General features: G+C 63.7%; 17 protein-coding genes. 5 read left to right on the forward strand and 12 right to left on the reverse strand.

The window, feature by feature from the left end:
* The first annotated feature begins 41 nt into the window (after nt 1–41).
* A complete protein-coding gene (locus tag AB4850_RS14140; protein WP_414440432.1) occupies nt 42–938 on the forward strand; it encodes a LysR substrate-binding domain-containing protein in 897 nt (298 codons plus the stop codon).
* Nucleotides 939–954: 16 nt separating this feature from the next.
* Here AB4850_RS14140 and AB4850_RS14145 read toward each other — a convergent pair whose 3' ends face one another.
* The 3 genes from AB4850_RS14145 to AB4850_RS14155 all read right to left on the reverse strand — a co-directional run bounded on the left by AB4850_RS14145 (nt 955) and on the right by AB4850_RS14155 (nt 3542).
* Nucleotides 955–1281 carry a low molecular weight protein tyrosine phosphatase family protein gene (locus AB4850_RS14145; protein ID WP_414440433.1) on the reverse strand — a complete coding sequence of 109 codons (327 nt, stop codon included), beginning with the start codon at nt 1279–1281 and terminating at the stop codon, nt 955–957.
* Entirely contained in the window at nt 1278–1949 is a 672-nt protein-coding gene (locus AB4850_RS14150) for a hypothetical protein (RefSeq protein WP_414440434.1), read from the reverse strand. Before AB4850_RS14150 ends, AB4850_RS14145 begins: the two co-directional genes overlap by 4 nt.
* A gap of 159 nt (nt 1950–2108) precedes the next feature.
* Nucleotides 2109–3542, reverse strand: a complete 1434-nt coding sequence (locus tag AB4850_RS14155; protein WP_414440435.1) for a DUF1254 domain-containing protein — start codon at nt 3540–3542, stop codon at nt 2109–2111.
* Between the two features lie 344 nt (nt 3543–3886).
* Between AB4850_RS14155 and AB4850_RS14160 the strand changes: the two genes are divergently transcribed.
* The 4 genes from AB4850_RS14160 (at nt 3887) to AB4850_RS14175 (ending at nt 5681) form a co-directional block, all read left to right on the forward strand.
* Nucleotides 3887–4240: a DOPA 4,5-dioxygenase family protein gene (locus AB4850_RS14160; protein ID WP_414440436.1), complete on the forward strand. Its 354-nt coding sequence runs from the start codon at nt 3887–3889 to the stop codon at nt 4238–4240.
* 44 nt (nt 4241–4284) lie between these two features.
* Entirely contained in the window at nt 4285–4584 is a 300-nt protein-coding gene (locus tag AB4850_RS14165; RefSeq protein WP_414440437.1) for a putative quinol monooxygenase, read from the forward strand.
* 525 nt (nt 4585–5109) lie between these two features.
* A complete protein-coding gene (locus AB4850_RS14170) occupies nt 5110–5472 on the forward strand; it encodes a hypothetical protein (RefSeq protein WP_414440438.1) in 363 nt (120 codons plus the stop codon).
* Nucleotides 5473–5513: 41 nt separating this feature from the next.
* Entirely contained in the window at nt 5514–5681 is a 168-nt protein-coding gene (locus AB4850_RS14175) for a hypothetical protein (protein WP_414440439.1), read from the forward strand.
* Nucleotides 5682–5850: 169 nt separating this feature from the next.
* Here AB4850_RS14175 and AB4850_RS14180 read toward each other — a convergent pair whose 3' ends face one another.
* The 9 genes from AB4850_RS14180 to AB4850_RS14220 all read right to left on the reverse strand — a co-directional run bounded on the left by AB4850_RS14180 (nt 5851) and on the right by AB4850_RS14220 (nt 14070).
* A complete protein-coding gene (locus AB4850_RS14180; RefSeq protein ID WP_414440440.1) occupies nt 5851–6639 on the reverse strand; it encodes a DNA adenine methylase in 789 nt (262 codons plus the stop codon).
* Nucleotides 6640–6779: 140 nt separating this feature from the next.
* Nucleotides 6780–7334, reverse strand: a complete 555-nt coding sequence (locus tag AB4850_RS14185) for a lysis system i-spanin subunit Rz (RefSeq protein WP_414440441.1) — start codon at nt 7332–7334, stop codon at nt 6780–6782.
* Nucleotides 7334–7870, reverse strand: coding sequence for a lysozyme (locus tag AB4850_RS14190; protein WP_414440442.1), 537 nt, complete (start codon nt 7868–7870; stop codon nt 7334–7336). Before AB4850_RS14190 ends, AB4850_RS14185 begins: the two co-directional genes overlap by 1 nt.
* A complete protein-coding gene (locus tag AB4850_RS14195) occupies nt 7860–8078 on the reverse strand; it encodes a holin (RefSeq protein ID WP_414440443.1) in 219 nt (72 codons plus the stop codon). Before AB4850_RS14195 ends, AB4850_RS14190 begins: the two co-directional genes overlap by 11 nt.
* Before the next feature lie 74 nt (nt 8079–8152).
* Complete coding sequence (locus AB4850_RS14200; protein WP_414440444.1) at nt 8153–8335, reverse strand: hypothetical protein; 183 nt, start codon at nt 8333–8335, stop codon at nt 8153–8155.
* On the reverse strand, nt 8313–8783 hold the full coding sequence (locus tag AB4850_RS14205; RefSeq protein WP_414440445.1) for a hypothetical protein: 471 nt from the start codon (nt 8781–8783) through the stop codon (nt 8313–8315). The genes AB4850_RS14200 and AB4850_RS14205 overlap by 23 nt, the downstream gene beginning before the upstream one ends.
* Before the next feature lie 48 nt (nt 8784–8831).
* On the reverse strand, nt 8832–9584 hold the full coding sequence (locus AB4850_RS14210; RefSeq protein WP_414440446.1) for a hypothetical protein: 753 nt from the start codon (nt 9582–9584) through the stop codon (nt 8832–8834).
* Nucleotides 9584–9856, reverse strand: coding sequence for a hypothetical protein (locus AB4850_RS14215; RefSeq protein ID WP_414440447.1), 273 nt, complete (start codon nt 9854–9856; stop codon nt 9584–9586). The genes AB4850_RS14210 and AB4850_RS14215 overlap by 1 nt, the downstream gene beginning before the upstream one ends.
* A complete protein-coding gene (locus tag AB4850_RS14220; protein ID WP_414440448.1) occupies nt 9856–14070 on the reverse strand; it encodes a phage tail protein in 4215 nt (1404 codons plus the stop codon). The genes AB4850_RS14215 and AB4850_RS14220 overlap by 1 nt, the downstream gene beginning before the upstream one ends.
* Between the last annotated feature and the right edge of the window lie 7 nt (nt 14071–14077).

Consider the following 14077-nt stretch of genomic DNA (forward strand, 5'->3'; position numbering starts at 1 on the left):
CAAACCATATAAATTCCGCCATGACATAGAAAAACTTCATCATGAAACCCGTTCCGCCGATGAAAGCCTTGGTAGCCATGGAAGCCGCGATGCGCCTGGGCAGTTTTACTCTTGCCGCGCAGGAGTTGAGCGTGACGCCGGGGGCGGTCGGCCAGCAGATTCAGAAGCTGGAGGACTGGCTCGGCATCGCGCTGTTCGTGCGGCAGATCCGCCAGGTCACGCCAACCGCCGAGGGGCGCGCCTATTTCGCGCGCATCCAGCCCGCGCTCGCGGAAATCGTCCAGGCAAGCCGGCGCGTGCGCGAGCGCCGCAACCACAGCCTGCGGATTTCCATGCCGCCGAGCTTCGCCGCCAAGTGGTTCGCGCCGCGCATGGCCGACCTGTTGCAGGCGCATCCGGGCATCGCGTTGAGCCTGTCGACGTCGGTCGCGATCGTCGATTTCGAACTCGATGGTGTCGATCTGGCCGTGCGTCACTTCGATGGCATCGACGCCAATCTGGCGGTCGAGCGGCTCTGCGCCGATGCGGCGCACGCCTATTGCAGCCCCGCCTATGCGAAGCGCCTGAAGCTCAAGCGCCCCGGCGACCTCGTTGCCGCCACGTTGCTGCACAACACGCTGCATCCGCACTGGCACGCGTGGCTGGCGCGCTTCGGCCCGCTCGACGACGCTGGAATCGACGCCATCGCCGGCATCCAGTTCGATCAATCGCTGATGGCGATCGAGGCGGCCGTGCGCGCGCAAGGCGTGGTGCTGACGAGCCCGGTGCTGGTGGAAGCGGAGTTGGCGGCGGGCACGCTGGTCGAGCCGTTCGACGCCGCGCTGCCGTTGCCGAACGGCTATTACCTCGTGCATCCGCGCACGGAAGCGCTGCCGCCGAGCGCGGCGGCGCTGAAGGCGTGGATGATCGCGAGCATGGCGGCGGGCGCGGGCAATTAATGCGCGGCCATCGAGATCACGGCCGCAGCAAGGGCCCGGCCTTGCGCTCCAGCAGCGCGATCAGCTCGGGCTGCATGTACGCATAGTTGTCCGGAATATCGAGGCAGACCACACGCTTGCCGCGCAAGTGCGCGGCGAACGCCTTCGACAACTTTGCCTTGTGCGAACGCTCCATCACGAACACGATCTCGGCCCACGCGAGATGCTCGGGCGACACGGGTGTGTCGGCATCGGGCGCCAGGCCGGCCGAATCGGTTTCGATGCCGGGCCATCCGGCGAACACGGTTTCGGCGGTGGGGCTGCGCAGCCGGTTGCGGCTGCAGATGAAGAGGGCGCGGGTCAAGATGCGGGGCTCGGGCTGGCGTGCAAGAAGCCTTCGGCGACGGCCTGCCTGATCGACGCGGCAACCTGCAACTCGCAGGTGCGCCGTTGCTCGTCGTTGATACTCTTGCGTCCAAACCCCTCGCGCCGCAAGGCCGTGGAGAGATCGCCGATCTGCATGCAGACATCGCCGTTGTCCTCGGCTTCGGCGACCAGATAAAAGCCGTCACCCATCGGACGTGCATACAGGCTCGTACCTTCCTTCGCCTGTTGTTGCAGCAGAAAACGCCCGGTGGCATCGAACACGAGACGGTAAGCCGTACCCGGCCCCGCCAACGGCGCGACGATGCCCCAGTCCCAGCTCCCGAACTTCATGGCGTCGCCCGGCATGCCGCGCAGCGTGTGCTCATGCGGATATTCAACGACGAGAAAATGAAGGCGATCCAGATCGACCGTGCGATTCGCCACCAGCACGAGCCCGCCGGCACTGAGCAACGGCCCGAGCAGCACTGACAGAAGAACCCGCCAACGCCGTCTCAGCACGGCCCGTATAGTCTCGACACAGGCCACGATCGCGAGGATCGAGAAGCCGAGCAACGCCATCAAGTGTGTGATGACACTGTCGCGGCTGCCCATCCACAGCAGGCAGCACAAGGCCAGCCATCCGAGCCAGAATGCGGCCGGCCACAACGTTAATCGGCCCCCGCGTGACGGCTCGTGCCGACCAGCGCTTGACGCAAACGACATCTGACGTGATCCCCCGCGGCCTTGAATCGGATTGATTTCTTGTGCGCAGGATCATAGCCGGTGCGGACGATCCGAATATGAGCCCCGCCGATCACGCACCCCTCAACGCTTGATCACCGCCGGCGGCTGCCACGTCCCATCGGTCGCCTCCGGCTTCGGCGCATACAACCGCAACGCGAGCCGGAAATCGGCGCGCGGCGCGGGCAGCCAGTTCGCCGCATGCGCGCGGCCCGGCGAAGCGGCCGACACGACGATGTCGACCGAGCCGTCGCGGTTGCGCTGCAGCCGGTCGTAACCGCCGATCGAGCGGCGCGCCTTGCCCACATCGGGCAACGCGCCCTCGGCCGTGTACGGCGTCAGCGACCAGAACGCGCGCACCGGCGGCAGGTCGCGCGACGCGAAATGCAGCACGTAGCGGTTCGCGCCGTTCAGCGTGTTGCCGTCGTTGTCGGCGGCTACCACCGCCACCGTTTCGTCGTCGCGCGTGCCCGTGCCGAAGCCGGTGGCCGCCGCGTAGGCGCGCAACGCGTAATCCTGGCCGTAATGGCCGGCGTCGCCGCCGAGCCAGTGCCAGCCGTCGGCCGACAGCACGTTCGCCGGTGGCGCGGTCAACCGCGTGCGCGCATCCTCCACGCCGCGCGTGGCCGCCGCCAGCTTCTCGCCGCTCCAGTCCACCGGCGTGCCGGGCTGCAAGCCGATCTCGTCGAGCACCTGCGCGACGTGCGGGTCCGCTTGCGGCGGCGGATTGTCGTGCAACGCGGCCGCGAAGCGCGAGAAGAACGCCTTCGCGTCGAGCGCGGCGACGCGGTCGGCCGCGGTAGCCGCCGTGGCGGCATCGGCCGGCGTGTCGGCAAGCTTGGCGGCATCCTTCGCCGCCTTCGCCTCGGCGCGCGACGGCCGCGCCGAATAGGCCGACAGCGGCGTCACGCGCACCGCGTGCTGGCGCCGCCGCGCTTCGGCCAGATCGCGGCCACCACCGGTGCGCACCTGCACGCCGATCCATGCGTACTGCGATGGCAGGTCCACGCGCCGCACGTTGGCCGGCAGCGTGCCGTGGAAATCGGGGCCGACGAAGGCAATCGTTTGCCCGCGCCCGGCCGTATCCGCGCCCGACGACCACGCCACGTTGGTCCACATGTCGAGCACGCGCACGTCGAGATAACGGCCGCGCGCGTCGGGCAGCGACACGATCGCCGGCTCGGCGCTCACGTCGAGCCAGCCGCTCGCATCGAGCGTATCGACGCCCGGCAGCGGCGGATTGATCGCGCCGGGCGCGGGCAGCGCGGCATCGTAGCGCAGCGTGTTGTAGGGCGTCGCGCCACCGCCGGACGTGGCGGCCTCCCGCGCGACATCCATCATCACGAGCGGGTAGGCATACACATAGGAATCGGCGACTTCGCTGCGCATCCAGCCCGTCTTGCTGGCGACGACGTCGGGCTGTTGCTGCTGCTGCGAAGCGCAGCCGGCGAGCAACACGAGAACGGCAGCCGCGCCGGCGCTGAGCCGGGCGGCAAAAATTTGGCGAGAGATTGTCATTGGTTTGGGCGCACGGCGCAGCCTGTTCCGGCTGCACATGTTGACCGGCAGCCGATACGCGCGGGTCTTCCTCGTAGCGTGTGGCGGGCTGCATTCGACGCGTCGAACGGCGTGCATCGTACCGCGCGCATTGCAACAAAAACAGTGTGAATGCACACCTTATCCGGGGTCGAAGCGCATTGCATCCTAAAAACACGACAATCCGATGAAAACGATACCGATTGATGAAATAAGCACACGCATGCTCGAAGCGGCGCGCGACGGGCGCGGCCGCTGGGCGCCGGAAGGAAGCCATCGGCGAAAACGCGCACAATGAGCGTTCGCTTCCTTCTCCCAATCCGCTCATGACTCTTCTCGATCCCGCCGGCATCACGAGCTGGCACGCGCATATCTACTTCGACGCCGCGAGCCGCGACGCCGCCTGGGCCTTGCGCGAGACGATCGGCGAACAGCTCGGCCAGCGCGTGCAGATCGGCCGCTTTCACGAGCGCCCGGTCGGCCCGCATCCGATGTGGTCGTATCAACTGGCGTTCGAAGGCGCCGAGCTGACGCCCGTGCTCGGCTGGCTGGCGCTGAACCACGGCGCGCTCGACGTGTTCGTCCACCCGAACACCGGCGACGCGCTGCGCGACCATCGCGATTCGGCCGTCTGGATCGGCCGTTCGCACAGCTTGCGGCTCGAGGCCTTGTTCGGCTGAATCGGGCTTGTCGGCATTTCCATCCCTTGTCAGGAGTTCACACGATGTCATCCGAAATTCAATTGGTCGCCGTTCTGCAGGGTGCCCCGGGCACCGGCGATGCGCTCGCCGAAGCCGCCCAACGCGTCGCCGGCCCGAGCCGCGAGGAAGCCGGCTGCCTCACCTACATCCCCTACCGCGACACCGATCGCGCCGACCGGATCGTCTTCATCGAACGCTGGCGCGATCGCGACGCGATCGCCCAGCACGAGCGCACGGCGCATTTCCAGGCGTTCGCGGCAACCGTGAAACCGCTGCTGGCGGAGCCGCTGCATATCTCGCTCCTCGGCGAACTGGGCGGCTGAGGGGCGTCGGCCCCGGTTCGTCGCTTTGTCGGTTTGCCGATTCGTCGATAAAACGCTTGACCTTCCCATCATGGGACCAATAAATGTCAAAAATCCTATACCCAGCAAAGCCACTGCTAGATTTTGGCGTAAATTTGGCGTACCTTTCGACACAAACGATTCATACAGCCTCGAAACTTGCGAGCTAGAATTCGATTGCAAACACGAAGTAACTTCGCTCGATTGCGAAGTTGTTACATGCGATCTTCATCGCACACAATGCTGAAATCATTTCCTTGTGGTACGTTCGGTGTACAGACTTGCTGTACGACAAGGGTTGCGGTTGGTGCGCGACGCTGTCAACCTGACGTGGTGTTTTTTCGTTACCAAAGTGGGCTTGAAATTTTTGCCAGATGACACATATTGGTAACGTGGATCGTTGATTTAGTTGGATTTTGTTGTTGTGCGTGCTAAGCTACTCGGCTTTCCACGCGGCCCTTGAGACCATTTTTTTTGGGGCCACAACCTAGGGGTTGAACAATAACAATGGCTCCGAGTCCGTTTTCGATCCAAGCAGGCAAGTTGGTTGCCGATACGTGGGCTGACGTGTTTGCGGCCAGCAACACCGTAATCAATCAGTCACGACTTTTCGGCTTAACGGGCATTCGGATCATTGAAGACCCAAATGTTCCGCAGATTCTTGAGGACATGAAATTGGTGTCAGGAATGCTCGATACGATCGCGAGCCGGCTTGGCTCGCTTGATCTCGACCATGACACCGTTCGTCTCCTGATGAACACCAAGGAACAACTCTCCAAGCTGGAGAATGTCGCCGCCGCGATCGTGGCGGACGACGAAGAGCTTTACAACCAAGCTGTTGAAAAACTGAAAGAACAAGCATTCTTCTAAGAATTTATTGTCGTACTGTACTCTCCATCCGGGTGACTGCCATGACCATGCAAAACGTGAGTTTTCTTGACTGCGCACGCAATGACGCCGAGCGTGAAATGCTCGAGATGTTGCGTGATCTCAACCTCGCCGCGAAGAAGTTGCGCGCTCGACTGGACGGTTTGACCGTGCAGCTCGAAGATGCGCATGAGCTGGCGGTGGCCGCGTAAGTAGCACTCGACATTTCGAGGCATCAAAAGGCACCTTCGGGTGCCTTTTTTGTTAGAAGCGGAGTAGATTTGCTCCGCCTCTAGGTCGTCATGGACACAGGAGACCACACGAGCTGTGCCTCAAAACAAAAACGGGCCAGATTGAGATTACTCGGCCTGCGCACCGCCGCTAAAAAAGCCCGACTGGCTCCGCGGCCACGTCCCAGTTGGAGATGATCAATTCTTGCCTGTCGACGCCTCCGCCGCCGCCAACGGTGTACTGAATCGGCACCGCCTCGATGTGGAACCCATCGAACACGCACCGGATCTCCGGATGGTCGTTCAAGCTCACGATCGCGCGCCCCTTGATCCCGCGCAGCTTGGCCGCCATTTTCTCGTACTCGGACAACGGGAACGACACGCCATACCCTTCCGTCTCGAGGTACGGCGGATCGAGATAGAAGAACGTCGCCGGACGATCGTAGCGGTCGACGCAATCGGACCAGTCGAGCCGCTCGACGTACGCACCGGCCAAACGAAGGTGCGCGGCCGACAGCTCCTCCTCAATACGCAGCAGATTCAGCCGCGGCGGCGATGTCGCGGCAATCCCGAACGTCTGAGATTCGACCTTGCCGCCGAAGCAATTTTTCTGCAGGTAATAGAAGCGCGCGGCGCGCTGGATGTCGGTGAGGGTTTCCGGGATCGTCAACTTGAGCCACTCGAAAACCTGCCGGCTGGTCAGCGCCCATTTGAACTGCCTAACGAATTCCTCGAGGTGATGCTGCACCACCCGGTACAGGTTCACCAGTTCGCCGTTCACGTCGTTGACCACCTCGACCTTCGCCGGCGGCCGCATGAAAAATAACGCGGCTCCACCCGCGAAAACTTCGACGTAGGTTTCGTGTGCCGGAAAGCGCGGCAGGAGATGCGTCGCGAGGCGGCGCTTACCGCCGATCCACGGAATAATTGGTTTTGCCATTGTGAAAGCCGTTCGATAACTTGGTGTAAAATCCGGCCCGCCCACCGGTGGGTAACAGGGCCTTGGCTGATTCACTGGCTAAGACAGTGGAAAGGCGACCGGCCAGCGCGTTCCCGCGCGCTGATCGGCCGCCCTGTTCTTTACTGCTCGCTGCAGCCCGCCGTTCCCGGCCGAACCTTGCAGACGTAGTCCTGCAACATCCTCAGTTTGTCGATTTCGTTTTCGTCGTCTCCTGCGACGGCGAAAATGCGCTCCGCAGTCGCTGCGTCGACGTCTGCGTAGGCGGTCGAACCATCGCCCACGCCGGCGGCGCCGGCAGCGCTGGGCACGTCGACACCACCGCCACCGACGGCGGTACAGCTTGCGACGGCGATGCGCAGCCGCTCAGTACCCGAGCGCAAAGCAGCGCGATAATCGCGACTCTCGTTTTCATGCTTGATCCTTTCTTTGGTTCGTTGCTTGTCGGCGGCCGCGATGTCGGCCGCCGCCTTGTCGTGCGCGGCGATCGCGCGCTGCTCGGCGTCGAGCGCCGCGCGCGACATCACCTGCAGCTGCTCGGCGTGCAGCCGGGCGTCGTCGGCGCGGCCGGCGCGCTCGACCGCCAGCTCGCGCCCATCGACGACATGCGCACCGAACGCGCCGGCCACGCCGGCGAGCGCGGCGACGATGAGATATCCGATCCACGCCTTACCCATCACAGCCCCCTTTCGCAGAGCGAGCGCTCCGCCGCCCTGCGCTTCACGAGGCCCGGCAGCGTGTCGCACACGGTTTTCAATTCGCCCGTTTTCGGATCGCGCACTTTCCGGCAATTCGCGAATACCCAGCGCGGCTTTCCGTCGTCGGTCTCGTTCATGGCACGGCACGCGGCCGGCCAGTTACCCGCGTTGAATCGCTGCGCGACGGCACTGCCGCAGTACGCGCTGGCGCCGACGTTGTAGGCGAAGCTCACGGCGGCCGCGAGCTGAAACGGATGGCCGGCGAGGCCGGGCGTGCAGCGCAGAACCGGCTCGGAATGTGCGATCAGCTGCGTATCGAGCGACGCGCTGCATTCGGCATCGCTGTAGCGCTTGCCGACGACAACGTCGTGCGTATCCCCCATGCACTTCGTCGGGATACCCACCGGATCGACGTAGCCAACCAGACGCGTTCCCTCAAAGCCCGGAACGATAGAAATCAAAAGGGCTGCCGCAGCAGCCCCCACCACACCCACCAGCGTTTTCTTACCCGCCATAGTGCTTTTCCTCGATTTCGTGCAGCCGCGCGTTCGATTCGCGCTCCTCGCGCTTGTCCTTGCGGTACACGTAGATTGCATTGATCGCCGCCGTCAGGATCGCGGTCACGATCCCCACGACCACGCCCAGATGGTCGAAAGTCATACCCGCGCCCATCGACACTGCGCTGCCCGCGTAGCTGGCAGCCTCCACCGGAGTCACCCTCATCTATCCCCCGTAAACGAAAACGCCGCCCTGGTGGGCGGCATCCGCACTGCATTCGGCTTTGTGCGCCGATCTCGTTATTGCGCCGCCGGCGCCGCGGCCACCTGCTCGCTGTCGAGCCAAGCGACGACATCCGCAGGAAACACGGCGCCGGCCGCGCGCAACGCTGCGAGCGCGCTCGCGACGGCCGACAATTTCTGATCGATCGTCAGCACCGCCGGCGCGGCCGGCACCGGACTAGCTTTGTGCAGCAGCTTCATTTGCTTTCACCTCCACGTTGAAAGTCTTGTCGAGACAGGGGAACGCGCGCACCGTCACCACGTACGTTCCCGGGTTTTCGAATTCCAGCTCGCAGTCGGCGTCGGCGCACTGGTATGCCTCGCCGTCGACCACGATCTCGCACGGGACCGGCAGGCTGCCGAGCACCAGGCCATCCAGCACCGCCGGGTTGCTCGGCCGCGCGGCGATCTCATCCGCCGCCGTCACATAATCGCTATCGGCCGAGCCGGCTCCGAACACGGTCCGCCCGCCGAGCAGCACCGGGGCGAGTGCCGTGCTGTCGTTCGGCACCGTACCCGCGACAAAGATACGGCCCTGCGCATCCGCGATCACGTACTTGCGCAGCTCGCTCGGTGCTGCAGCGACCGGCGCACTCGGCGCGATCACGATCGGCGTCGGCTCGACGGCAGCCGCGTCGGTCGCCTCCACGTTTTGATTTTCCATATCCCACCCGTCAAAGAAATGCGATGCTCGACGTCAATATCCAGTCACATCGAGCACCAAGAAAGAAGCCTCAAGCGCGCCGTGCGCGTCATACCCACCATCGCCGCCGCCGATACCCTGTCGCGTAAACGCATAGTCGAAGCGAACGGACCCGCCGCTGAATTGACTGCCGATCGTTCTCTCAGTGATGTACATGTCCTGACTGCCGCGCCCATCCTCGTCCCAGAAACGTTCGGAGGAAACCTGCGCCGCAGCGTAAATCCGAGATCCGTCATAGCCACGGCTTACCGCCCAAGGCATCGCCCAGCCCGTATTGCCGAGCGCCGGCGGAGGCAATATCGAAGGGCTCGACGGATAGACCTGTACGAAATCAACGACCCGGCAATACTTCAGCGAGCTATCAAACGTCTTCACGCCGGACGCATTGAACAGCTTCATATCGCCGTTTCCGCCGATAACTTGCGGCAGCCCGAACACGTACAGATCGAACCAAACCGGATCGCGCGACTTAATGAGGAATGTTGTCGCCGCACCGGTTCGATACGACTCGGCAACAGCAACGACCTGGGACGTACATCGCACAGCGACGAGAGGATTACCGACCTGCGAATCAGCCACGGTCAAAACAAACCCCGCACCAGAATTCATATTCGCGCTGTAGTAATCCGATTCATGCGCCGCGCCCAGCGCCTGGGTCGAGACAGCGGTGTGATAGACGAGCGCCAGGTTCTGATACGTATCGTCGAGCAGCACCGTCCCTGCGTCATTGATCACCGTGATCGGCATCAATATTCCCCGTAGTTCAAAAGCACCGGCGACCCGTCGTCAGTAAAGACCGACCACATCAACACGTTGCCGTAGATCCGCAATTGCTTCTGCGCGAGCCGTGCCGATCCCAGTAGCGTGAAATATCCCCATGCTGGGCCGCCGCCACGGGTCGGGACGGTGAACTGTCCCGACCCGTTGCCCACCTGAATCGATCCGATGTAACGGCAAAGCCGGCTCGACAAACTGAACTGAAGCGAGCTGTCCTCGTTGTACAAGTCAAATTTAGCCATCACACACTGATGTCGATTCGCAACGTTCCGGCCGCGTCGTAAAACCGAGTTGAAGTATTCGTCTCGACCTTTCGACCGCTGCCGCCCGTGCCGTTGTTTTCGTAATTCCCATTGCGATCGAGACGCCAACCCGTTCGGCCGGAAACGTAGTTATCCGACTGGATGTAGTTGCCGACCATCGCAGTGGTCAGCCAGCCCGCATCAATAAATGCCTGCGAGATAAAGACCTGCCCGTTTTTCACCACGAACGGCGTGCCGAGTACATCGGTGCTGGAATCGATCACCGCGAACGTCGAAGCGTCAACAATCACCCTGCCCTCGACCGTCTCGCCGTCACCCGTCACGCCGGTTGTAATGCCAGCCATTACCGTATGGCCACCAGCAGTCACCTGCGTTTTGATCTGGTACGAAGCCGACACCTGACCGTCGAGCGTCGCGACCGACTGCGAAACCGTCTGCACCGCCGCATTCGTGTTGCCGACCTGCGCCTGCACATCAAAGAGCTGCCGCGCCGTTGCCGCCGCCTGATCCGCGATGGCCTGCGTGTTCTGCTGCACCGTGCCGCGCACATCGCCGACCTGGCCCTGCACCGTTGTGATCTGCTGGCCCAGCGCCGACACTGCGTCAGCGCGCGCCGTCGTCTCCGCAGTGATCGCCGCGGCGTTGTCCTTCACGGAAGCCGCGACGATGTCGACGCGCTGGCCGAGCGCACCATCCGCATTGACGCGCGCGGTTTGCTCCGACGTCAAAAACGCCGACGCCTTCCCCACCGCAGCAGAAACTGCGTCAACGCGTCGGCCAACCGCCGAAACGGCATCGGCCATCGCATCGCGCTCGGTGGACACGCCGACCAACTTCGACGCATCGCCAGCCAGACCGCCCGCATCGCCGGCAAGCGCCGGCGACCACTTCGCCTCGACGCCGTCGACACGCTTCGCCGTCGCAGCGTCAGCACTGGCCCGCGCAGTCGCCTCGGCCGTGATCGCTGCAGCGTTGTCGCCGGCCGCGGCCTTCACCGCATCAATGCGCTGGCTAAGCGCGCCATCTGCGCCGGCGCGCGCCGTTGACTCGCTCAAGATCGCCGCCGCGTTATCCGCTGCCTGCGCCGCCACCACGTCAATCCGCTGCCCGAGTGCGCCATCCGCATTGACACGCGCGGTTTGCTCAGACGTGAGGAACGCCGACGTCTTGCCGACAGTCGCCGTTACCGCATCGACACGCCGGCCAACCGCCGATACGGCATCGGCCATTGCATCGCGCTCGGTGTATACGCCGACCAGCTTCGAATCGTCGCCAGCAAGGCCCGACGCATCGCCGGCCAGGGCCGGCGACCACTTCGCCTCGATGGTTTCGACACGCCGCGCCGTCGCCGCGTCAGCCGCTACACGCGCCTCTGCCTCCTCCTGAATGGCAGCCGCAACGTCACCGGCTGCAGCCGACACGGTATCGATCCGCCGACCCAGCGACTCATCTGCGGACTGCCGCGCCTCGCTTTCCGAAGACACTGCGGCGCCGCGTGCCAGCGCCTCTTCCGCGAGCGCATCGGCACGATCGCGGACCTCCTGCGCAAGTGCGGCAGCGCGAGCGTCAGCCTCGCTTTGCAGCGCGTCGGTGCGATTCCTCACCTCCGCCACGATCGCGGCCGCGTTGTCGCTCGCCTGTTTAGCGATCGCCGGAATCTGCTCAATCGGCTCGCGCAGCGACGCGACCAGCGAATCCTTGTCGAGCTGGCCGCGGATGTACTCGAGGATAGGCCCGGCATCAGATCCAGACTGGCCCATGACGCCATCACTGCCCGGGAACCATGCGCCAACGTTGCCCGACCGATCAACCAGGCGCACCCAAAAAAAGAACTGCACGCCAGCCGCGAGGCCGGGCATGGTGTACGCGTTCTGGGGATACGGAAAATCCCCGAGCCGCTGCGCACGCGTTCGATCATTGACCTCGCTATACCAAACCTCGGTGCGCTGCGTGTCCTCGGCACCGTCCGGGAAGCCCCATTCGATGCCGATGCCGAACAGCTTTTCGGCCGTCCGCAGGAACGTCACCACCGGCGGCGGCGTCGTCTTTCCCTGCAGCTGCGTGGCCACGCTCACGGCCGGCAGCGACGGTAGGTTGAGCGCGTTGTAGGCGATCACACGCCCGACGTACTGTCCCGCATAAATCCCCTCCACCTCGATGCTGCCCGCGCCCGTCCGGCCGGCGAGAATCCAGTCGCCGTTATCGCGACGCCACCACACCTCGTAACGCACCGCGCCCTGCACCGCGTCCCAGGCAACGACCATCGAGGTGACTGCGATGCCCTGATCAATGCGCGAATACGAGGACAAACGGACGTTGCTCGGCGGCGGCTGCACCGATGGCGGCGTAACCGTAATTGGCCGGGCCTCGATTGTCGTGCCGAAATCGACGTTGTCGAATTTCCCCGGCTCGTGCTGCACCGCCGTGATATCAAACTGAAACGTCTTTTCGTCGCGACGCTCGGCCACCGAAACAATCCGATAGGTCGGGATAGCCAGATCGTCCGCGTCGACCGCCCACACCGCCTCGGCGACCGGCGAAATCGGCCAGTCTGCCGACACCGTCACCGCACGCCCGACCACGGCGGACACGATGCGCGCCTCATTGCGGCCGCTCGGCAGGTTCACGATCAGCGTGTCGCCGCGCTTCACGACCGGATCACGATCCACCGTGATCGTCCGCCCATCTACAGCATGAATACGGCCGCTGATTGGCCGCCCAGCCAGCGCCGAATCCGCGATGCGCACGATCTGCCCAGGCCGCGCGAACACGCCATCGAGGCCGACCGAGAACGCCACCTCCTGGGTTTCGAGCTTCGACGTCAGCAGCGCGTGCTTGCCTAAGCGAATAGCCTGGCCGCGCGACGTGCAACCGATCGCGGTCAGCTCCGTTGTACGCACGCCATACCGCAGCTTTCCCTGCCGATCTTCGACCGGCTCGACGACCTGCTGAAAGTGATTCGACGGATCGCACCACGAAACCAGCGCCACCGTGTAGCGTGTTTTCCGGCTGGTGCCTTGCCGCACGAACTTCCCGCCGATCACGTTGCCGGCCGTATACGTGTAGACCGGGTCGGCTGGCATGTCCGCCACCGCCCAAATCTGCGACTGAGCCCAGTAGGTCATGCCGCGGAACACGCTGGCCAGATCGTTCAATACCTTCGTCGCATCGCCGCGCGTCTGCAAATACAGGTTGCAGGTCATACGCGGTTCCTGTCCACCCAGCCCGTCGGGCACCAGTTCGTCGCAATACTGGCCGATGCGATACAGCTCGTACCGATCGAGCTGCGACGGGTTGATGCGATGCCCCATGCCGTAACGCGGATGCAGCGCCAGATCGTAGAAAATCCAGGCCGGGTTATTCGTGTACGCGACCTTGAACGTTCCATCCCAAGCGCCGACATAGCTGCGCGTCACCGGATCGTAATTCGACGGCACGCGAACGCGGCGGCCTCGCATCCGATACGAGCGTGTCGGAATTCGATTGAACTGCGACGCGTCGATCGAAATTCCGGCGAGCGCCGAATTTGGATATCGGAGCTTCGCGTCGATCACTTCCGTGACGGATTCGATCGTCATCGTGTCGGCCACCGTCGCGCTGTTGGCGTTCGGCGTTAGCCGCACGACCCGCAACACCCAGCCGGCACGTGCCGGCGGCAGGTTGATGCGGTGCGTCCGCTCGTATTTCGACGACACCTTGAAATCGAAGGCCGAGACGAGCATCACCTGATATGCCCCGCCATCGGTCGCGACCTCGATCCTGTAGTCGACGCGATAGCCGCCCACGTTACCTGTCGACGTATCCGCCTTCTGCCATTGCTGCGTCGAGATCCGGACGCGCAGCGCCGACAGATCAAGGTTTGTCACTGCACGCACGTATGGCGCGTCACCTTTCAGCTCGACGCTAACGCCGATGTCGTTATCGACCTCCGGAAAACCCGCGATGTAAGTCTGGTCCTGCGAACCAGGCCGGAATTCCACCGTCGCGCCCGTGAAGTTGAATGAGCCGTCGGAATTCTGCAGAGGCGTGCCATCGAAGAAAACTGATTGCAGCCCGTTGACCGGCCCCTCGATCTCTCCCTCGGAGAGAATATCGAGCACGCGCGCATAGGAGATCGATCGCGCCGAATCCGGGGCCTCTACCGGGCCGCTGCTGCCGCCGCCGCTTTTCTTGTACCCAACGATATCGCTCATATTTCCC

Origin of the sequence: Burkholderia sp. 22PA0106, from assembly GCF_047497155.1 — a bacterium.
Taxonomy (GTDB): Bacteria; Pseudomonadota; Gammaproteobacteria; order Burkholderiales; family Burkholderiaceae; genus Burkholderia.